Genomic DNA, 19,765 nt, shown 5'->3' on the forward strand with positions numbered 1-19,765 from the left:
CGTCGCCGGCCTGCCGCCCGGCGTGGCGCCTCGCCGCCAGGGCCCGCCGCCGCCCGCCTCCCAGTCGCCCGTCGCGCACCTGCCGCAGGGGCCGGCCGGCCCGGCCGGCGGCGGTCTGGGCACCGACCTGTTCGCCATGCACAACACGCCGGCACCCGACCGGGGCGGGCGGATCCGCGTGCTCCTTCTGATGGGGCTCGCGGTCGTCGCGTTCCTTGTCCTGGTCGTCGTCGCCATGACGGCGCTGCGCGGCTGACCAGGGAGTGTCCGGCAGCCGCCGACCGGGGTGTCGTCCCCGGCCGGCGGGTCGAGGGCCGGGGCGGCCCGTGACAGGCGGCACCATCCGGGCCGCGTCGCCGTGGAACGCGGACCCGCCGTTCAAGCCGAACCGCGTGGCCCGTCGGGCTCGTAGGGGGAACCGGATCAGCGGCGTGGCGGAGGCGAGGTCCGCCGCGTGGCGGAGACATATCCGTCTCATCTCACCGTTTCCGGGGATATCAATATCTCGCCGATCTCGTACCTTTACGCTGTAGTCCTGCGGAGAGACCGGAGACTCGAGTGACGATCAGGCTGGTCATCGCGGACGATCAGGCGATGATCCGTGCCGGACTGCGGCTCGTCGTCGAGACCGCGCCCGGCATCGAGGTCGTCGGGGAGGCGGCCGACGGCCGCGAGGTTCTCGGCATGGCCCGTCTACTGCGGCCCGACGTCCTGCTGATGGACATCGCCATGCCGGGACTGGACGGGCTGAGCGCCGCCCGGCGGCTCCTTCAAGACCCCGAACCACCCAAGATCATCATGTTGACCACCTTCAACACGGACGACAACCTGCACGCCGCGCTGCGCGCGCGGGTTCACGGCTTCGTCCTCAAGAGCTCGCCCGCCGAGCAGCTGATCGAGGCCGTACGCGCGGCGGCGGCCGGAGGAGCGATCATCGACCCCGCGGTCGCCCCACGCGTGATCGACTCGTTCGCGGCCCAGCCCCGGCCGGCCCCGGCGCCCGAGCTGGCCACGCTGACCTCGCGCGAACTGGAGGTGCTGCGGCTGCTCGCGGACGGGATGTCCAACCCCGAGATAGCGCAGGAGCTGCGCATCGGCGAGGCGACCGTGCGCACGCATGTCGCCCACATCCTGCACAAACTCAGGTTGCGCGACCGCGTCCACGCGGTCGTGTTCGCCTACGAGGCCGGGATCGTACGGCCCGGGCAGCGGCTGCGAGAGGGCCCACGGGACGGTGTGCGGGACGAACCATGCTGACGCGGCTGTTCCGCGACTGGCGGCCCACCTGGCCGGACCTGCTGCTCTCCCTCGCCGTGACCGTCGCCGGGCTCGTGGAGTCCATCGGCCGCCAGGGGGTCGGGGACGACCAGATCGAGAACCCGACGCCGATGATCGCGGGAGCGATCCTCTCCGGGACGCTGCTGCTCTTCCGGCGCAGATTCCCGATGACCGCTCTTCTGCTGCTGACCGGGCTCGGTTTCGCTGTGCAGAGGATGACGAACGCGGAGTACTACGCCGCATGGCATTTCTACTCGACCCTGATCCTGCTGCACAACGTGGCGAGCGCGGCCGACCTGCGCAGCCGCCGCGGGATCGCCGGAATCGGCTGCCTGCTGATCGCGTACGGCCACCTGCAGACCCTGCGACACATCGACATCCCCGAAATCCTGATAACCGCCATCTTCGTGGGGGTGGCGTACACCAGCGGCGTCCTGCTGCGCCGGCAGATACAGCGGACGGCCCGGCTGGCCGAGCACGCCACCCGCCTGGAGATGGAACGCGAGGAGCGGGCCCGCTGGGCGGTGGCCGCGGAGCGGGCGCGGATCGCCCGCGAGCTGCACGACATCGTCTCCCACAACGTGAGCCTGATGACCCTGCACGTGGGCGGGGTGCGCAGGATGCTCGGCGACGGTCCCGAACAGGAACGCGAACGCGTGTTGCTGTCCGGCGTCGAACAGGCCGGCCGGGAGGCCATCGGCGAGCTCAGGCTCATGCTGGGGATGCTGCGGTCCTCGGGCGACGGGGACTCCCCCGTCTCCCAGCCCGGCCTGGACCGTCTGGACGAGCTGATCGCGCAGATCCGGGAGGCGGGGCCGCAGGTCGACCTGCGGGTCATCGGCACCCCGACCCCCCTGTCGTCCGGGCTCGATCTTTCCGCCTACCGCCTGATCCAGGAGGCTCTGACCAACGTGCTGAAACACGCGCGCGCCTCCGGGGTCGACATCACCATCGCGTACGGCCCCGCCGAGCTGAGCATCGTGGTGATCAACGACGGAGCGGGACCGGACGAAGGCGCCGCCGAGCGCACACCGGACGGCGGGCACGGCCTGATCGGGATGCGGGAGCGGACCGAGATGCACGGCGGTGAGTTGACCGCCGGCCCCATCGCCGGCGGGGGTTACCGGGTGTTCGCGAGGTTCCCGCTCGGCGACCCGGTCGAGGTCGGCTGAGCCGTGGGCTGGACCGGCTCGCCCGACCACTCGTCGTCGCTCATACGCAGCATCCTGAGCCCGATCACCCCGGCGCCGGCCAGATAGAGCGCCCCGCCCCCGATCGTGCCGAACGGGAAGATCGGCCCCACCAGGATGCCGGCCAGCATCGCGAAGGGAGCCCACCACGGCCCGCGCCGGGCGTAGGCCAGGGCCAGGCCGAGCAGGAACAGTCCGAGCAGCCCGATGAAACCCGGGATCTGGAAGCCGAACCGGGCCCCGGGGTCGGCGAACGCCTGATCCGCCAGAGCGGCACCCTCAGCGGCGGGGAGGGCTCGTTCGAGGCGTGAGTAGAAGAAGTCGCCGAGCATCAGCCCGGAGAAGTTCACGATGCCGAGGAAGGCCAGCCCTCCGGCGATGTGCCCGAAGATGACGCCACGCCCCCGAATCAGGTGGATCATCCCGATGATGCCGGGGAGCAGCAACACCCAGCTCCAGTGGAGCACCGAGGCGCTGACCGAGACCTGCTCCGGAAACTCGCCGTAGACACCGACGGTGTCATCGCCCCGTCCCTGTCTGAGCGCCGGGTCGAAAAGGATGCCCGCCACATAGACGAGCGGCGCGATGATCAGGCAGAGTCCGGCTGCCGTTCGACGAAATGTACGCGGATCCGCGAGCACCGACATTGATCTTTCCCTTCCATGGAGTCCGCCACGAACCGGGCGGTCGGGTTGGGAAGGTAGGTGTCGGCGCCGCGGCGCGTCGTCCCCCGGAGGACTGGTCGGCGCTCCTCGGTCGAGCGGAGCCGGGCCCCGGCCGGGTCGTCGTTCCACCGTAGACGGCCTCCACCCGACTGCCGGGGCGTTCCGTCGCCGTCGCCGCCGAGCCGGCGCCTCCGTCCGGCCGTCGACCAGGCGATCTAGCCCCGTGCCGTGGCCGCGGCGACCTCGCGCTCGAAGAAGTCCGTCAGCTCCTCGCCCCGGTCGAAGAGCGAGGACACCACGTCCCGCGCGCACTCCACCACGCCGGGGTCGGTGATGCGCCGCGCGCCCGTGTGCACTCCTCCCTCGTCGTAGAGGACCTCGTACATCCGGTCCGGCCGGAGGATCACCAACTCGGGCAGCGGGCCAGAACGTTCCATATCCGCCACGTCGGGGCCGGGGAGCACCCTGATCCGCTCCCCCGCCGCCACCCGCTCGACGAACGCGTGCAACTCCCACCGCATGTACGGCGTCAGCGGGCTGTCGACGATCCGCACCCGCCGGAACTCCGCGTGCCGGCGGTAGTACTCGACGAGCGGCTCCCGAGTCTCTCTCAGGAGCGCGAGGGAGCGGTTCCAGTCGCCCTCCAGGAACGCGACCCAGCTCGGGAAGTCCTCCTCGTCGAAATGCTGGGCCCGCTCCAGCTTGAGCGCCGGCTCCGTCAGCGACGCGTAGACCTCGGCGAACTCGGCCTGGTATTCCTCGACGGGAAGCGTCAGCGCCGGCGCGTTCCGCACAGTGTCGACGAAATCCATGTCTCCCTTTCAGGTCGGCGGCTCAGCGTCCCGGCCGGCCGTCCCGTCGCCGCGCCGCGTCCGGCGCTCGGCACGGCGCTCGGTGCGGCGGTCCGTCTCCGCGCCTCGATCCGGTCGAGCACGCGGTCGGGATCACGCACCTCGCGCCGGCCTCCCGCAGGTCCTGGAGGTCGGGGACGACGTCGTCCGGGCGGCCTTTCTCTGGGATGTGGTCAAGAGTCACGATCAACAAATTCCACAAACCAGTCAAGAACGAGTTCCGGCGGCGGGCGCGGGCGGTGGGCGGACCGAGTCCCGGACGGCGAACGAGCCGGGGCACAGGCGGGCGCGGGACGCAGGCGAGGCCGGGGCCGGTGGGCGGGCGGAGACCGGAGCACGGGCGGGTGGGCCCGAAATCAGGGACGGGCGCGGGGGTCGGGCGGGCGGAGGCGGCCCGACGCGTTCTTGATAGGACTGGAGCATGGACGACTTCCGGATCGAGCACGACTCCATGGGTGAGGTTCGGGTGCCCGCCTCGGCCAAGTGGGGGGCGCAGACGCAGCGGGCGGTGGAGAACTTCCCCGTCTCCGGGCGGGGCCTCGAACCCGCCCACATCTCGGCACTCGGGCGCATCAAGGCCGCCTGCGCCACCGTCAACGCCCGGTACGGCGTGCTCGAACAGGACATGGCGCGGGCCGTGCGCGAGGCGGCGGACGAGGTCGCGGCCGGGCGATGGGACGACCAGTTCCCCGTGGACGTGTTCCAGACCGGCTCGGGCACGTCGTCGAACATGAACGCCAACGAGGTGATCGCCACGCTGGCGTCGGAGCGGCTGGGCCGCCCGGTCCACCCCAACGATCACGTCAACGCCGCGCAGTCGTCCAACGACGTGTTCCCGTCGTCGATCCACGTCGCCGCGACCCAGGCGGTCACCCACGACCTGACCCCCGCGCTGGAGCACCTGGCGACCGCGCTTGAGGAGAAGTCGGTCGAGTTCGCCGACGTCGTGAAGTCCGGGCGCACCCACCTGATGGACGCCACGCCGGTCACGCTCGGCCAGGAGTTCCGCGGGTACGCCACGCAGATGGAGCTCGGCATCGAGCGGATCCAGGCGGTGCTCCCCCGGCTCGCCGAGTTGCCGCTGGGCGGCACCGCCGTCGGCACCGGCATCAACACCCCCGCCCTCGGCTGGGCCGCGGCCGTGATCGAGGAGCTGAGCCGTACGACCGGCCTGCCGTTCACGGAGGCCAGGGACCACTTCGAGGCGCAGGGAGCGCGGGACGCCCTGGTCGAGCTGTCGGGCGCGCTCAAGGTCGTCGCCGTCTCCCTCAACAAGATCGCCAACGATCTGCGCTGGATGGGCTCCGGCCCGCGCGCCGGACTCGGCGAGATCAACCTGCCCGACCTCCAGCCCGGCTCGTCGATCATGCCGGGCAAGGTGAACCCGGTGATCCCCGAGGCGGTCACCATGGTCGCCGCGCAGGTCGTCGGCAACGACGCGACCGTCACGATGGCGGGCGCGTCCGGCTCCTTCGAGCTCAACGTGATGCTTCCGGTGATCGCCCGCAACGTGCTGGAGTCGATCCGGCTGCTCGCGAACGTCTCGCGGCTGCTCGCCGAACGCTGCGTACGCGGGATCACCGCCAACGTGGACCGGCTCAGGGAGTACGCCGAGTCCTCGCCGTCGATCGTCACCCCGCTCAACCGCTACGTGGGCTACGAGGAGGCGGCCAGGATCGCCAAGCAGGCGCTCGCCGAGCGCAAGACCATCCGGCAGGTGGTCGTCGAGCGCGGGCACGTCGCGAACGGCACGATCAGCGCGCAGCGGCTGGACGAGGTCCTCGACGTCCTGTCCATGACGCGGCCCGAGCAGCCGGCGGACGACCCGACCCGCGATCGGGATTAGGAGGCTTCCGGGAATCACCGCCGTCGACGAACACCGACGGGAACGCCGGCGCGGCCGACGGCACGGGTGAGGGGAAGCCCGCGTCGCCTGCGGCCCCGGGCGGTGGGCGCGACGGAGCCACATAGAAAGGGCCGCATATATGTCCACGGCCACCATGGGCCGGTCGCCCCGCGATTCCTAGGGTTGGTCGGCATGACGAGCCTTGAGGGGCGGACGGCCCTGGTCACGGGTGGGGGCAGTGGCATCGGCAGGGCGTGCGCGCTCCGGCTCGCCGCGGCGGGGGCGCACGTGGTGGTCGCCGACATGAACGCCGAGAGCGCCGCCGCGGTGGCCGCCGAGACGGGCGGCGTCGCGGTCGCGGTGGACCTGTCCGACCCCGGTTTCCCGGACGCCTGGGCCGACGCCGTGCCGGACGTCTCGGCGGACATCGTCGTGAACAACGCCGGGTTCCAGCACGTCGCGCCGATCGAGGAGTTCCCGCCCGAGATCTTCGCCAAGATCCTCAAGGTGATGGTCGAGGCGCCGTTCCTGATCGCCCGCGCCGTCCTGCCCGGCATGTACGAACGCGGCTGGGGGAGGTTCGTCAACATCTCCTCCGTCCACGGACTGCGCGCCTCGCCGTACAAGTCCGCGTACGTGACGGCCAAGCACGCCCTGGAGGGGCTGTCCAAGGTCATCGCGCTCGAAGGCGCGCCCCACGGGGTCACCTCCAACTGCGTCAACCCCGCGTACGTGCGGACCCCGCTGGTGGAGAACCAGATCGCGGCGCAGGCGCGGACGCACGGCATCGGCCCGGACGAGGTGGTCGAGCGGATCATGCTGGCACCGGCGGCGATCAAGCGGCTGGTGGAGCCGGACGAGGTCGCCGAGCTCGTGGCCTATCTTTGCGGTCCACAGGGCTCGTTCATCACCGGAGCCTCGATCCCGCTCGACGGAGGATGGAGCGCGCACTAAGTGAACCCCTATCTCGAACTCCTCGCCCGTGAGGCCTCGGCCGTGGAGTTCGAGGGCCCGGTCCTCCAGGCCCGCGCGGCCGGCCTCGACACGGCTGAGCTCGAAGAGGACAAGGTCGCGGCCCTGAAGGTGCGGGCCATGCTGCGCAGGAGGGCCAGGCGGGAGGCCGAGCTGTCGGCCCTCTTCGACACCGCGGGCGACCTGGCCGGGCTGACCGACCTCGACGCCGTGCTGGCGGCGATCGTGCAGCGCGCCAGGCGGCTGCTGTCCACCGACATCGCCTACATGACGTTGCACGACGCCGAGCGCGGCGACACCTACATGCGGGTCACCGACGGCTCGATCTCGGCGCGTTTCCGGCGGCTGCGGCTCGCCATGGGCGCGGGGCTCGGCGGGCTGGTCGCCCAGTCGGGCACGCCGTACAACACCGCGGACTACTTCGCGGACGAGCGGCTGCGGCACACGAACACCATCGACGAGGCCGTGCACGAGGAGGGCCTGGTGGCCATCCTCGGCGTGCCGCTGCGGCTCGGCACCCAGGTCATCGGCGTGCTGTTCGCGGCGAACCGCAGCGCGCGCCCCTTCGTCCAGGAGGAGGTGGCGCTGCTCTGCTCGCTGGCCGCGCACGCCGCCGTCGCGATCGACACCGCGCGGCTGCTCCAGGAGACCCGGGCCGCGCTCGCCGAGCTGAGCGAGGCCAACGGCGTGATCAGCGCGCACAGCGAGGCGATCGAGCGCGCCGCCGACGCCCACGACCGGATGACCGGCCTGGTGCTGCGCGGCGGCGGCGTCGAGGACGTCGCCGCGGTCGTCACGGAGGTCCTCGGCGGCACGGTCACCGTGCTCGACGACGAGGGGCGCCCTCTCGTGGGCCGGGCCGCCGACGTCGACGCGGGCGTGTCCGACGCCGCCCGGTCCTCACGCGCGCTCGGCCGTACGGTGAAACGCGACGGCGCGTACGTCGCCTCGGTGGACGTGGGGGCGGCGCCGGTCTGCACGCTGGTGCTGCGCACCGGGCAGCAGGTCGCCGCCGCCGACCAGCGCATCCTGGAACGCGCGGCGATCGTCACCGCGCTGCTGCTGCTCTTCCGGCGCAGCGTGGCCGAGGCCGAGGGACGGGTGCGCGGCGAGCTGCTCGACGACCTGATCTCCCGCCCCGACCTGGCCGGGCTCGGGGAGCGGGCGCGCAGGCTGGGCGTGGACCTCGACCTGCCGCACGTGCTCGTCGTCGCCCGCCACGAGGGGCAGCGGGAGCGCGCCGCCTTCTGGGCGTCGTCGCACGCCGCGCTCGCCCACGGCCTGGCGGCCGCGCGCGGGGACGACGTCGTACTGCTGCTGCCGGGAGACGGACCGGGCGCGGTCGCGCGCCGCGTCGCCCGGGAGCTGAGCGTGTCGCTCGGCCGCCCCGCCACCGCCGGGGCCGCCCGGGCCGCCGCCTCCGGAATCGCCACCGGGACCGCCGCCTCGGGGGTGCCCGACGCGTACCGCGAGGCGCAGCGCTGCGCCGACGCGCTGCTCGCGCTCGGACGGGCCGGTGACGGCGCGAGCGCGGACGAACTCGGCTTCGTCGGCCTGCTGATGGGCGAGGGGCGGGACGTCTCGGGCTTCCTCACCTCCGCGCTCGGCCCGGTCCTGGACTACGACGGGCGGCGCGGCACGGCGCTGATCAGGACGCTGACCGCCTATTTCGGCGCGGGCGGCTCCCTGTCCCGTACGGCCGACGCCCTGCACATCCACGTGAACACGGTCACCCAGCGGCTCGACCGGGTGGCCCAGCTCCTCGGGGCCGACTGGCAGGAGCCGGAACGCGCCCTGGAGATCCAGCTCGCCCTGCGGCTGCACCGCCTGCGGAGCCACACAACCGACGCCTGAGGTATGTGCGAAGCGGCCATAGGAGTGATATTCGTCACAGCATATGTTGGCCGGACCCCCCAACCTAGGAGTTCCCCGTGGCCAACGAAACACGGACCCCGATCGGCAAGGTGGTCGGCGCCAGCCTGATCGGCACCACGATCGAGTGGTACGACTTCTTCCTCTACGGCTCGGCCGCCGCGCTCGTGTTCAACAAGCTCTTCTTCCCGGCCGAGACCGCACTGACCGGCACGCTGCTCGCGTTCCTCACGTACGCCGTGGGCTTCGTCGCACGGCCGCTCGGCGGTCTGGTCTTCGGGCACTACGGCGACCGGCTGGGCCGCAAGCGGCTGCTCGTGGTCAGCCTCCTGATGATGGGCGGCGCGACCGTCCTGATCGGCTGCCTGCCGACGTACGCCACGCTCGGCGCCGCGGCGCCGCTGCTGCTCACCGCGCTGCGGCTGGTGCAGGGCTTCGCCCTCGGCGGCGAGTGGGGCGGCGCGGTCCTGCTGGTCTCCGAGCACGGCGATCCCGCGCGGCGCGGCCTGTGGGCCTCCTGGCCGCAGGCGGGCGCGCCGGGCGGGAACCTGCTGGCGACCGCGGTGCTCGCGCTGCTCGCGGCGATCCAGTCCGACGAGACGTTCCTCGCCTGGGGCTGGCGCATCCCGTTCCTGCTCTCCGGCCTGCTGGTGCTGGTCGGGCTCTGGATCCGGCTCACCGTCACCGAGTCGCCCGTGTTCAAAGAGGCGCTGGCCAACCAGCCTCCCTCGCAGAAGGCCCCGATCCGCGAGGTGCTGCGCCATCACCGCCGCGACGTCCTGGTGGCGATCGGCGCGCGGCTCGCCGAGAACGTCTCGTACTACGTGATCACGGCGTTCGTCCTCGTCTACGCCACCACCGCCGCGGGCATGACCAAGGAGACGGCGCTCAACGCGGTGCTGATCGGCTCCGCGGTCCACTTCGTCACCATCCCGATGTGGGGCGCGCTCTCCGATCGGCTGGGCCGCCGCCCCGTGTACCTGATCGGCGCGGCGGGCATCGGCCTCTGGGCGTTCGCGTTCTTCCCGCTCGTCGACAGCGCGTCGTTCGCCCTGGCGACGGTGGCGGTCACCGTCGGCCTGCTCTTCCACGGAGCGATGTACGGTCCGCAGGCCGCGTTCTTCTCCGAGCTGTTCGCCACGAGGATGCGCTACTCCGGCGTGTCGGCCGGCTACCAGCTCGCCTCGATCGTGGCCGGCGCTCCCGCCCCTATCATCGCGGTCGCGCTGCTCCAGGGGTTCGACTCCGGAGTCCCGATCGCCCTCTACGTCGCCGTCTCGGCAGTGATCACGGTGATCGCGGTCGTCGCCGCCAAGGAGACCCGCGATCGCGATCTGACCGCCATCGAGCCGACCTCCGGTCCCCGCGACGCGTCCACGACCGACGCCGTCCAGGAGTCCTGAGGAACACGACGATCCGACCCTCCGACCCCATCCACCTGGAGCCGCACCATGATCTCAGCCGAGCGGATCGGCACCGCGCGTACGACGCTCAACGTCCTCTCCGTGCCGGGAACGACCGGCGACCCCGTGCTGTTCGTCCACGGGAACGTCTCGTCGAGCGCCTTCTGGCGCCCGACCATGCTGGCGCTCGCGGAGTCGCCGGACGCCGCCGGCCTGCGCCCGCTCGCCGTCGACCTGCGCGGGTTCGGCGACTCCGACCCGGCGCCGGTGGACGCGACGCGGGGCCTGCGCGACTACTCCGACGACGTCCTCGCGCTCCTCGACCTGATCGGCCCCGCCCACCTGGTGGGCTGGAGCATGGGCGGCGGCGTCGTCCTCCAGGCGCTCCGCGACCGGCCGGGGGCGGTCAGGAGCGCCACTCTGGTCAACCCGGTCTCGCCGTACGGGTTCGGCGGCACGACCGGGCCGGACGGCGTCCTGACGCACCCGGACGGCACCGGCGCCGGAGGCGGGACGGCCAACGCCGACTTCGTGGCCGCGCTCCGGGCCGGCGACCGGTCGGCGGACTCGCCGGTGTCGCCGCGCAACGTGCTCCGCACCGCGTACGTGGTGCCGGGGACCGATCTCGGCGAGGACGAGGACGCCTACGTCGAGTCGATGTTGTCCACCCGGCTGGGCGAGGACCACTACCCGGGCGACACCGCGACGGCGGCGGCCTGGCCGGGCGTCGCGCCGGGCGAGAGGGGCGTGCTCAACACGATGGCGCCGACCCGCTTCCGGATCGACGACCTGCACACGATCGAGCCCAAGCCGCCCATCCTGTGGATCAGGGGCGAGGCGGACGTGATCGTCTCCGACACGTCCCTGTTCGACCTGGCGCATCTGGGGGCGATCGGCACGGTGCCCGGATGGGACGGCACGCCCGCCCAGCCGATGGTCACCCAGACGCGCGCCGCGCTCGAACGCTACGGGAACTTTCACGAGGTCGCGCTCCCCGGCTGCGGCCACAGTCCCCACATCGAGAAGCCGGCCGAGTTCCGCGCGGCGCTCATCGCCCACCTCGCGAAGGCGTAGCCCCGCCGCCGGGGTCCCGCTCAGCTCAGCGCGGCGTAGCCCGGGATCCTGGCGGCGATCCTCCGCAGCAGCGACGGCGTGGCACGCGTGCCGGCCGGCCGCACCCGGACGTGCCCCCGCAGGCCCACCTCCAGCGTGAAGCGGAGATCGACGTCCCTGCCCTCGGTGCGCAGCCCCGGCCGCCACGCGCCGGGGCCGAGGCAGCCGTCGCCGCCCATTCGCCGTACGGGCACCTTGGCGACGAGCTGGCCGGCCACCCGGCCGGGGACGCCGGGCTCGACGATCGCGGGGACGGCCATGCCCCTGCCCCTGCCGTCGAGCCGGCGCAGCACCAGCTCGACCGCCGGGCCCCCGCTCGGCGGCACGTACGGCACCGGCATGACGACGTAGACGTCGTCGTCGCTGTGGGTGACCGACGCCCGGGGCGACACCAGCGCGATCGACTCGGAGAAGGACCTCGGCTCCACGCACACGCTGAGCTCGCCCCGGCCGGACCAGCACGGCACGACCAGCCGCCGGGGATAGTCGGCGAGGACGCCCGCGCAGTTCATCGGCGACTGGGCCCGCGCCACCCGGGTGCGGGCCGGGTGCACGCCGCGCATCCGCACGTGGACCTCCCACACGCCGGGGCGCAGCGGCCGTCCGAGCGCGGCGGAGCCGACGTCGAGCCGGGCCTGGCCCGCGGCCCACACCCGGACGCCGTCGCCGTCACGGGCGTGCTGGACGGTGCTGGTCACCGGCAGGAAGTAGGCGACGCCCGACTGCGCGTCGCGGACGTAGACCTCCATGCGCGCCCGGCGGGCCGCCTCCGTCACGTCGGCCATCTCCGGGGGGAGCAGGCCCTCGATCGGGGTCGGCGGCCGCCAGTACAGGCGGCCGTTCTCGGCGTTGAACCGCAGCGGCGCCCCGCCCGCGTCGACGATCTCGACGGCCAGGTCCATGGTGAGCACGCTCTGGTCCCAGCGCACCTCCTGCAGCTCGGCGCTCAGCCGGGTCCCGCGCGAGGCGGCGACGAGCCGGGCCAGGTCCTCCCGCCGGCCGGCGCGCAGCAGCGCCGCACGCGCCCGCAGGTGGACCGGCAGGTACGCGTCGAGCCGGGCGGGCAGCCGTTCGGCGGCGAGCTCCCTCAGCCGGGTGAACAGGACGGCCCGGCGGTGCTCCCCCTCCGCCTCCGACCGGGCGCCACCCAGGCGGCGCAGCCCGAGCACCCGGAACCAGTGCGCCTGGATGCGGTCGCGCCGCTGCCCCGGCCGCGTGTACGCCTCGACGATGTCGAGGATGGTCCGCAGCCCGGCGACCAGAGCGGCCGGGTCCTCCGGCGCCTCCTCGCGGGGGGTGGCGACGCGGCAGCAGATCTGTCCGGCGTGGATGGCGATGGCGCCCGCGGCGAGGTAGGCGTGGGTGACGAACGCCTGTTCGGCCAGCGGCCGGTCGGGGAACCTGATCCCGTGCTCGGCGAGGAACCCGGTCCGGAACAGCTTGTGCGCGGTCGGCAGCGCCAGCAGGCGGTCGCGGATGACGTCCGCGCGCTCCCGGCTCCCGGTGAACGCGGAGAGCGGCGTGCCCTCTCCCACCAGCCGCCCGACGAGCACGTCCGCCCCGGCCCGTACGGCCATGCCGTACATGTTCTGCAGGGCGCTGTGCTCCAGCCGGTCGTACTGGTTCACGAAGTAGACGTAGTCGCCGCGGGCGAGGGACAGGGCGACGTTGCGGCCGCGTGTGGGGCTGCCGCTGTGGTCGAGGTGCAGCACGCGGACGTTGGACCGCGTGGCGGCCACGGCGTCCAGCCGCTCGCGGGTCCCGTCCGTGGACCCGTCGTCCGCGAAGATCACTTCGTACTGCTCGGCGGGCAGCGACTGCTCCGTCAGGGAGCGCACGCTCGCGTCGAAGGCGTCGTCCGCCGGTCCGGCGTCGCACACGGAGACCACAACACTGACCTTCACACCCATGTCGCCAAGGGTGCCCGGCCGATGCGACGCTCTTCCCCGACTTGCCGAAAGGTCGACCAAACCTGACCCGGTCTAGGGGTGTCCGCCCCGCTCAGGGGGCGGCCCGGTCAGTACCAGCCGACGGACTGGGAGTGGCCCCACGCCCCGCAGGGGGTCTTGTAGCGGCCGGCGATGTAGCCGAGCCCCCACTTGATCTGGGTGGCCGGGTTGGTCTGCCAGTCGCCGCCCGCGCTGGCCATCTTGCTGCCCGGCAACGACTGGGGGATGCCGTACGCGCCGCTGTAGCGGTTCATGGCCCGCTCGTTCCAGTGGCTTTCCTTGTCCCAGAGGCGTTCGAGGCAGCCCCACTCGGAGTCGCCCCAGCCGCGTGCGGCGGCCATCTCCCTGCCTATGGCCTTGTTGCTCCCCGGGTCGGGCTTCGAGCCGGGCGGGAAGTCGGCGGGGTTGAACCCGCCGCCGCCGGGCGCCTCGCGCACGATCTTGACGGGGTCGAGATCCCCCGGCTTGAGGCCGTCGCGGGCCTCCTTCAGCTTGTCGGCCTTGAGCGACTGCGCGGCCTGCGCCTTCATCGCGTCGAGCGCCGGGTCGGCGAAGGAGGGGTCGGCGGCGAGGAGATCGGGAAGCGCCAGCGGCGCGGGCGGCGCCTTCGCGTTCTCGATGGCCGTACGGACGACATAGGTGGTGCCGGCGCCGACCAGGACCAGGGAGACGCCGAGGATGATGACGCGCTTGGGGGTCAGCAGTCTCGGACCCGACCGGCGCTTGGAACGGGAGCGCGACGGGCGCTCCTGCAGCTGCTGACCTGACCTCACGACCTATGAGCTTGCCGTGTCCCATGGGGTACCGCGCAACCGGAACAAGGAAGTCCGTTGGCGAATTCTTTGCCCTAACCGCCCGGAAATGGGCTTTCCTCCGTTGTGTGATTTTGCTCACAGGGTCCGCCCCTCGGACCCCCGCACCGAAGGGAGGACCCCTCGCGAGCATGCACAGGCTTTCGTCGTGGCCAGGTGCGTGCCGCGTCACGGTTTCATGACACCCAAAGAAATTCCCGACATTCAGTCCATAATGTCCGCGTGGCTGGCATCCTCCTGGTCGAAGACGACCCCTCCGTCCGTACGGGGCTCGAACTCGCGCTCACCCGGCAGGGCCACTCCGTGACCGCGTACGCGACCGGAGAGGAGGCCCTGGCGCACGTACGCGCGCGACGTCCCGAGATCGTGATCCTCGACGTGATGCTGCCCGGCATCGACGGGGTCGAGGTGTGCCGCCGCATCCGCAAGCTGGACTCGCTGCCGGTCATCCTGCTCACCGCGCGCGGCGACGACCTCGACGTGGTCGTCGGCCTGGAGGCGGGCGCGGACGACTACGTGGTCAAGCCGGTCGAGCCGCGGGTGCTCGACGCGCGCATCCGCGCGGTCCTGCGGCGGATGGAGTCCGCCTCGTCCGACCGGATCAGCTTCGGTGACCTGCTCGTGGACCGGGGCGCGCTGAAGGTGACGCTCAAGGGACGCGAGATCCACCTCACCCCGACGGAGCTGCGCCTCCTGCTCGAACTGGTGCGCCACCCCGGCCAGGTGCTCAACCGCCGCTATCTGCTGCGCACCGTCTGGGACCACTCCCACGTGGCCGACTCGCGCCTCGTCGACGCGTGCGTCCAGCGGATCAGGGCCAAGATCGAGCCGGTGCCGGCCGAGCCGGTCTTCATCCACACCGTCCGCGGCTTCGGGTACCGCTTCAGCCCCCCATGAGCTGGGTTCCCACCGGCCTGCGCGGCCGGCTGGTGGTCACCTTCCTGCTGGTGGCGATCACCGCCTCGGCGGCCGTGGCCGGGCTCGGCTACCAGCTCGTACGCAGGGAGCTGCTGGACAGGGTGGAACGCATCTCGGTCTCGGACGTGCGCGAGACGCTGTCACGGGTCACCCTCCCGGCCGGCGCGAGCGACGTCGTGTGGCCCAGCGACTCCACCGTCACGGACGAGGACCTCGGCGACCTCGTCAACACGCTCAACGGGCCCGACCGCGTGGTGATCGTCGCCTACGGGGGCCACAGCCAGGCCAGCCGGGGCGCGCCCTTCACCATGGACGACGTGCCCGACCAGCTCCGCTGGCAGGCCACGCGACGCCTGGTCGCGCAGCGGCTCCGGCTGAAGGACCGTCCGTGGCTGCTGGTCGCCACCCAGATCCACCGCGCCAACCAGAACGGCGTCGTACGCGGCACCGGGCTGAACGCCTACGTCTTCGTCTCCCTGAGCGACGAGGAGGGCGTGCTCAACCGGCTGCGCGGCTCGCTCCTCCAGGCGGCCGGGATCACGCTGGCCATCGCGCTCACCGTAGCGCTGCTGTCGGCCTGGCGGGTCCTGCTGCCGGTGCGCAGGCTCGGGACGGCCGCGCGGATGCTCGGCGCGGGCGAGCTGCACATCCGGCTCCCCGTACGCGGGAAGGACGAGCTGGCCGAGCTCACCGCCATCTTCAACGAGACCGCGGAGGCCCTTGAGGAGAAGGTGTCGGAGCTGCGCACGCTGGAGGCGATGTCCCGGCGGTTCGTCGCCGACGTCTCGCACGAGCTGCGCACCCCGCTCACCGCGATGACGGCGGTCACCGACATGTTGTCGGAGGAGGCGGAGGGCCTGCCGGAGGACGCGGGCGAGGCGGTGCGCATCGTGCTGCGCGAGATCGACCGGCTCAAGATCCTGGTGGAGCACCTCATCGAGGTCAGCCGCTTCGACTCCGGCGCCGCCGTCCTGCGCCGCGAGAACGTGGACGTGGGCGACACGCTGGCGGACTGCCTGGAGGTGCGCGGCTGGAGCGACCGGGTGAAGCTCACCGTCCCGATCGGGCTGACGTTCTCCCTCGACCCGCGGCGCTTCGACGTGATCGTGGCGAACCTCGTCGGCAACGCGCTGCACCACGGGGCCCCGCCGGTGCTGGTGAGCGCCAGGGTGCGCCCCAGCGGCCTCCAGGTGACCGTACGCGACCACGGGGAGGGCATCCCCGAGCGATCCCTCCCCCACGTCTTCGAGCGCTTCTACAAGGCGGGTGCGGGCCGGGCGCGCAGCGTCGGCAGCGGCCTGGGCCTCGCCATCGCCAAGGCGAACGCCGAGCTGCACCGCGGCACCATCGAGGTCAGGCGGTGCGAGCCCGGCACCCTCTTCACGCTGTGGATCCCGGCACCATGACCCGCACCCTCTCTCCGCACCCGCTCACCCGCGCCGTGGCGGCCGTCCTGCTGGTCGCCGCGATGGCGGCATGCGGGGTGGACCCGACCAGGGTCAACGACAAGGGACCGCCCCCGGTCATCAGCGGGAACTCGACGCTCGTGCGCGTCTACCTCGTCCGGTCCGGACGGCTGGAGCCGGTCAGCGTGGCCGCGGCGTCCAACCGCGTCAACGACGTGCTCTCGGCGCTCTTCGGCGCCGGCCGGCGCCCGCCGAGGGGCATCGGCACGTCCCTCTCCCGGATGCGGCTGGCCCAGGTGCAGCTCGTGCGGTACACGCCGGACCCGAGCACGCGCAACGACCCCGACAGCGCCGGGCTGCGGCTGCGGGTGTTCGTCAGCGGGCCGCGGATGTCCAGGATCGCGATGGCCCAGATCACCTGTACGGCACGGCTGCGCCCGGAGATCTGGGCCGTGGAGATCGCCCAGGGCGACGGCGGCACGCTGAAGATCCACACCTGCCGGGAGTACTGGGACCTCGCCCCGCGCAACGGCCACCTCCCGCCCTGACCCGCCGGGGAGGCGGGCGGCCTCCCCGGCGAGAGCGGGTGTCAGAAGGTGATGTCCTCCAGCATCTCGGTCACCAGCGCGGCGATCTGCGACCGCTCGGACCTGGTGAGCGTGATGTGGGCGAACAGCGGGTGCCCCTTGAGCTTCTCGACCACCGCGACCACGCCGTCGTGCCGTCCCACGCGCAGGTTGTCACGCTGGGCGATGTCGTGGGTGAGCACCACCCGCGAGTTGGCGCCGATGCGCGACAGCACGGTGAGGAGCACCCCGCGCTCCAGCGACTGGGCCTCGTCCACGATGACGAACGCGTCGTGCAGCGACCGGCCGCGGATGTGGGTGAGCGGGAGGACCTCCAGCATCCCCCGGTCCAGGACCTCCTCGATCACCTCGGGCGTGGTCACCGCGCCGAGGGTGTCGTAGACGGCCTGGGCCCAGGGCCCCATCTTCTCGTTCTCCGAGCCCGGGAGGTAGCCGAGCTCCTGGCCGCCCACCGCGTACAGCGGGCGGAAGACGATGACCTTGCGGTGCTGGCGGCGCTCCAGGACGGCCTCCAGGCCCGCGCAGAGGGCCAGGGCCGACTTGCCGGTGCCCGCGCGTCCCCCCATGGAGACGATGCCCACCTCGGGGTCCATGAGGATGTCGAGGGCGATGCGCTGCTCGGCCGACCGGCCGTGCAGCCCGAACACCTCGCGGTCGCCGCGGACCAGCCGTACGGACTTGTCCGGCATGACGCGGCCGAGCGCGGAGCCGCGGCTGGAGAGCAGCCGCAGGCCGGTGTGGCAGGGGAGGTCGCGCGCCTCCTCCAGGTCGGCGCCGCCGCTCTCGAAGAGAACCTCGACGTCCTCGTCGGTCACCTGGAGCTCGGCCATGCCGGTCCAGCCGGACTCGACGACCATGCCGGCGCGGTACTCCTCGGCGGCGAGGCCGATCGCGGCGGCCTTGACGCGCATCGGCAGGTCCTTCGAGACGAGCACCACGTCGCAGCCCTCGGCCGCCAGGTTCTGGGCGACCGTGAGGATGCGGGTGTCGTTGTCGCCGAGCCGGAACCCCGCGGGGAGCACCGACGGGTCGCTGTGGTTGAGCTCGACCCGGATGGTGCCGTCACCTATCGGCATGGGCTCGTCGAGACGCCCGTGCCGCACCCTGAGGTCGTCGAGGAAGCGCAGCGCCTCGCGGGCGAAGTAGCCGAGTTCGGGATGGTGCCGCTTGGCCTCCAACTCCGTGACGACGACGACCGGGATGACGACCTCGTGCTCCGCGAAGCGGCTCATCGCCGCCGGGTCTGCGAGCAGGACGGAGGTGTCAAGGATGTAGGTGCGGGATGGGTTACTCGAGGACTGTGCCACGCGTTCTCCCCCGGGCGCCTGGGAGGGGCGCCCTGCCGTGAATGGTGGTGAACGGACCGGACCCGTGCCCCGCGGAAGCGGACCGGGCTCCCGGCCCCCCTCACGATCAAGGACAGGCCCTCTCCCATTACGGTACGTAACGTTCCCTTTGATCCCAAGAGTGAAACTGTGACCGAAAGGGAGCGTTCATGTGCCGTTTCAGGAACCGTACCGACGATGCCGCGCGGCGTACGAGCGGAGCGCCCGCAGGAAGTCGACTCTGCGGAAGTCAGGCCAGTAGGCCTCGCAGAAGTAGAACTCGGAGTGGGCGCTCTGCCAGAGCAGGAATCCGGAGAGCCGCAGCTCTCCCGACGTCCGGATGACGAGGTCCGGGTCGGGCAGTCCGCGCGTGTAGAGATGCTCCGCGATGTGCTCGACGTCGAGGACCTCGACGAGGTCCTCGATGCTCGCGCCCTTGCTTGCGTGCTCCTGGAGGAGAGAGCGCACCGCATCAGCGATCTCACGTCTTCCTCCATACCCAACGGCCACGTTCACAATCAGGCCAGGGCGGTGCGATGTGGCTTCTTTTGCATCTTTCAGGACACGAGCGGTGTGATCGGGCAGCAGGTCGAGCGAGCCCATGGGATTGACGTGCCATCCCTGCTCGACGAGGTCCCGCACCAGGCCCTCGATCACCTGGAGCAGCGGCTGGAGCTCGGCCTGGTCCCGTGACAGGTTGTCGGTGGAGAGCAGCCAGAGCGTCACGTACTCGACGCCCGCCTCCCGGCACCACCCCAGGAGCTCGCTGATCTTGTCGGCGCCCTTCTGGTGCCCGCGGTTCACGTCCCGCAGGCCCATGGCCCTGGCCCAGCGCCGGTTGCCGTCGACGATGACGCCGACGTGCCGGGGGATCTGCGCCGTACTGCCGGGTCCGGAGAGCTTACGCTCGAGCCTGCGCTCGTACAGCTTGTACACGAGATCGCGCACGCCCATGCAAGCCCTCTTCCTTAGCGACCCGGTGGCTCCGGTCAATTATCGGGGCCGCGAGACCCTGACCGCTCCGTTCACGAGGTTGCTGTTGGGTTCCATCTCGAACCCGGAGCCCAGCCGCTCCTCCGCGTCGCCGACCAAACCCTCGACGAACGCGGACAGACGGCCCGAGGTCAGCTCGGCGCGCATGCCGACGCCGCTCGTGCCCCACGCCTCGAGGAAGGCGCGGCGCACCACGCGCCACTCGCCCAGCGGGGGACGGCCGCCGCGCCGCCGGCGCGCGGGGATCCACGACGGCAGGGTGCGCACCTGGCAGCGCAGCTCACCGCCGCCGGCCACGTCACCCCTGCCGCGATGGCGGAAGGCGAAGAGCTCGCCCTCGCCTCCGGGGAAGCGGTCCTCCGGATCCGGCCAGGCGACGGCCTGGGGACCGGCGTCCGCTCTCGCGTCCGCGATCACCCTGGCCAGTCTGGCCAGAAACCAGCCGCACCGCTCCCCGACCGTCCCGTACGGCAGGCCGTCCCGGTACAGCTCCAGCGTCACCTCGTACGGGACGCCGAGCCTGTCTCGGCATGGCACCGGATTAACGGTAAGGTATGATCCGTCCACGCACCGTAGCCCCTGCAC

Annotated in this window: 17 protein-coding genes and 1 pseudogene; 11 read left to right on the forward strand and 7 right to left on the reverse strand. The window is 72.1% G+C overall.

The window, feature by feature from the left end; translation table 11 throughout:
• From AWQ70_RS40020 to AWQ70_RS28585, 3 genes and pseudogenes are all read left to right on the forward strand, one after another.
• Nucleotides 1–256 (forward strand): annotated as a pseudogene (locus AWQ70_RS40020) (hypothetical protein); the annotation flags it as partial.
• 302 nt (nucleotides 257–558) lie between these two features.
• Nucleotides 559–1,257, forward strand: coding sequence for a response regulator (locus AWQ70_RS28580; protein WP_067182601.1), 699 nt, complete (start codon nucleotides 559–561; stop codon nucleotides 1,255–1,257).
• Nucleotides 1,251–2,450, forward strand: a complete 1,200-nt coding sequence (locus AWQ70_RS28585; protein ID WP_067182603.1) for a sensor histidine kinase — start codon at nucleotides 1,251–1,253, stop codon at nucleotides 2,448–2,450. The genes AWQ70_RS28580 and AWQ70_RS28585 overlap by 7 nt, the downstream gene beginning before the upstream one ends.
• Here AWQ70_RS28585 and AWQ70_RS28590 read toward each other — a convergent pair.
• Nucleotides 2,399–3,115, reverse strand: coding sequence for a hypothetical protein (locus tag AWQ70_RS28590; RefSeq protein WP_067182605.1), 717 nt, complete (start codon nucleotides 3,113–3,115; stop codon nucleotides 2,399–2,401). The genes AWQ70_RS28585 and AWQ70_RS28590 overlap by 52 nt on opposite strands.
• 233 nt (nucleotides 3,116–3,348) lie before the next feature.
• On the reverse strand, nucleotides 3,349–3,945 hold the full coding sequence (locus tag AWQ70_RS28595) for a DUF6879 family protein (protein WP_067182607.1): 597 nt from the start codon (nucleotides 3,943–3,945) through the stop codon (nucleotides 3,349–3,351).
• Nucleotides 3,946–4,405: 460 nt separating this feature from the next.
• On the opposite strand from AWQ70_RS28595, the gene AWQ70_RS28600 reads away from it, so the two are divergent.
• The 5 genes from AWQ70_RS28600 (at nucleotide 4,406) to AWQ70_RS28620 (ending at nucleotide 11,151) form a co-directional block, all read left to right on the forward strand.
• Nucleotides 4,406–5,830: a class II fumarate hydratase gene (locus tag AWQ70_RS28600; protein ID WP_067182608.1), complete on the forward strand. Its 1,425-nt coding sequence runs from the start codon at nucleotides 4,406–4,408 to the stop codon at nucleotides 5,828–5,830.
• A 192-nt stretch (nucleotides 5,831–6,022) separates the two neighbouring features.
• On the forward strand, nucleotides 6,023–6,784 hold the full coding sequence (locus tag AWQ70_RS28605; RefSeq protein WP_067182876.1) for a 3-hydroxybutyrate dehydrogenase: 762 nt from the start codon (nucleotides 6,023–6,025) through the stop codon (nucleotides 6,782–6,784).
• On the forward strand, nucleotides 6,785–8,656 hold the full coding sequence (locus AWQ70_RS28610; protein WP_067182609.1) for a helix-turn-helix domain-containing protein: 1,872 nt from the start codon (nucleotides 6,785–6,787) through the stop codon (nucleotides 8,654–8,656).
• Nucleotides 8,657–8,733: 77 nt separating this feature from the next.
• The gene (locus AWQ70_RS28615) at nucleotides 8,734–10,077 is read left to right on the forward strand and encodes an MFS transporter (RefSeq protein ID WP_067182610.1); all 1,344 of its coding nucleotides are present in this window, start codon (nucleotides 8,734–8,736) and stop codon (nucleotides 10,075–10,077) included.
• Nucleotides 10,078–10,125: 48 nt separating this feature from the next.
• Nucleotides 10,126–11,151, forward strand: coding sequence for an alpha/beta fold hydrolase (locus tag AWQ70_RS28620; protein WP_067182612.1), 1,026 nt, complete (start codon nucleotides 10,126–10,128; stop codon nucleotides 11,149–11,151).
• A 20-nt stretch (nucleotides 11,152–11,171) separates the two neighbouring features.
• On the opposite strand, the gene AWQ70_RS28625 is transcribed toward AWQ70_RS28620, so the two are convergent.
• Nucleotides 11,172–13,100: a glycosyltransferase family 2 protein gene (locus AWQ70_RS28625; protein WP_084517912.1), complete on the reverse strand. Its 1,929-nt coding sequence runs from the start codon at nucleotides 13,098–13,100 to the stop codon at nucleotides 11,172–11,174.
• A 107-nt stretch (nucleotides 13,101–13,207) separates the two neighbouring features.
• Nucleotides 13,208–13,912, reverse strand: coding sequence for an aggregation-promoting factor C-terminal-like domain-containing protein (locus AWQ70_RS28630; protein ID WP_067182624.1), 705 nt, complete (start codon nucleotides 13,910–13,912; stop codon nucleotides 13,208–13,210).
• Between the two features lie 261 nt (nucleotides 13,913–14,173).
• On the opposite strand from AWQ70_RS28630, the gene AWQ70_RS28635 reads away from it, so the two are divergent.
• Genes AWQ70_RS28635 through AWQ70_RS28645 form a run of 3 tightly spaced genes read left to right on the forward strand, consistent with a single transcriptional unit; the run spans nucleotide 14,174 to nucleotide 16,823 of the window.
• Nucleotides 14,174–14,848 (forward strand): response regulator, encoded by a 675-nt coding sequence (locus tag AWQ70_RS28635; RefSeq protein WP_067182627.1) that lies wholly within the window; start codon nucleotides 14,174–14,176, stop codon nucleotides 14,846–14,848.
• A complete protein-coding gene (locus tag AWQ70_RS28640) occupies nucleotides 14,845–16,275 on the forward strand; it encodes a sensor histidine kinase (protein WP_067182630.1) in 1,431 nt (476 codons plus the stop codon). The genes AWQ70_RS28635 and AWQ70_RS28640 overlap by 4 nt, the downstream gene beginning before the upstream one ends.
• Complete coding sequence (locus AWQ70_RS28645; RefSeq protein WP_157530538.1) at nucleotides 16,272–16,823, forward strand: hypothetical protein; 552 nt, start codon at nucleotides 16,272–16,274, stop codon at nucleotides 16,821–16,823. The genes AWQ70_RS28640 and AWQ70_RS28645 overlap by 4 nt, the downstream gene beginning before the upstream one ends.
• Before the next feature lie 41 nt (nucleotides 16,824–16,864).
• On the opposite strand, the gene phoH2 is transcribed toward AWQ70_RS28645, so the two are convergent.
• The 3 genes from phoH2 to AWQ70_RS28660 form a co-directional block, all read right to left on the reverse strand.
• Nucleotides 16,865–18,169: an RNA 5'-3' helicase PhoH2 gene (gene phoH2, locus AWQ70_RS28650; protein WP_281197121.1), complete on the reverse strand. Its 1,305-nt coding sequence runs from the start codon at nucleotides 18,167–18,169 to the stop codon at nucleotides 16,865–16,867.
• Between the two features lie 198 nt (nucleotides 18,170–18,367).
• Complete coding sequence (locus AWQ70_RS28655; RefSeq protein ID WP_066938244.1) at nucleotides 18,368–19,141, reverse strand: isoprenyl transferase; 774 nt, start codon at nucleotides 19,139–19,141, stop codon at nucleotides 18,368–18,370.
• Between the two features lie 39 nt (nucleotides 19,142–19,180).
• Complete coding sequence (locus AWQ70_RS28660) at nucleotides 19,181–19,717, reverse strand: hypothetical protein (protein ID WP_245647186.1); 537 nt, start codon at nucleotides 19,715–19,717, stop codon at nucleotides 19,181–19,183.
• Between the last annotated feature and the right edge of the window lie 48 nt (nucleotides 19,718–19,765).

The organism is Microtetraspora niveoalba (genome assembly GCF_001570405.1).
Lineage (GTDB): Bacteria > Actinomycetota > Actinomycetes > Streptosporangiales > Streptosporangiaceae > Microtetraspora > Microtetraspora niveoalba.

Bases quoted from the DNA above. Each gene is read 5' to 3' on its own strand.
- AWQ70_RS28585 (WP_067182603.1), top strand. From the start codon at position 1,251: ATGCTGACGCGGCTGTTCCGCGACTGGCGGCCCACCTGGCCGGACCTG.
- AWQ70_RS28590 (WP_067182605.1), bottom strand. From the start codon at position 3,115: ATGTCGGTGCTCGCGGATCCGCGTACATTTCGTCGAACGGCAGCCGGA.
- AWQ70_RS28595 (WP_067182607.1), bottom strand. From the start codon at position 3,945: ATGGATTTCGTCGACACTGTGCGGAACGCGCCGGCGCTGACGCTTCCC.
- AWQ70_RS28600 (WP_067182608.1), top strand. From the start codon at position 4,406: ATGGACGACTTCCGGATCGAGCACGACTCCATGGGTGAGGTTCGGGTG.
- AWQ70_RS28605 (WP_067182876.1), top strand. From the start codon at position 6,023: ATGACGAGCCTTGAGGGGCGGACGGCCCTGGTCACGGGTGGGGGCAGT.
- AWQ70_RS28620 (WP_067182612.1), top strand. From the start codon at position 10,126: ATGATCTCAGCCGAGCGGATCGGCACCGCGCGTACGACGCTCAACGTC.
- AWQ70_RS28625 (WP_084517912.1), bottom strand. From the start codon at position 13,100: ATGGGTGTGAAGGTCAGTGTTGTGGTCTCCGTGTGCGACGCCGGACCG.
- AWQ70_RS28640 (WP_067182630.1), top strand. From the start codon at position 14,845: ATGAGCTGGGTTCCCACCGGCCTGCGCGGCCGGCTGGTGGTCACCTTC.
- AWQ70_RS28645 (WP_157530538.1), top strand. From the start codon at position 16,272: ATGACCCGCACCCTCTCTCCGCACCCGCTCACCCGCGCCGTGGCGGCC.
- AWQ70_RS28655 (WP_066938244.1), bottom strand. From the start codon at position 19,141: ATGGGCGTGCGCGATCTCGTGTACAAGCTGTACGAGCGCAGGCTCGAG.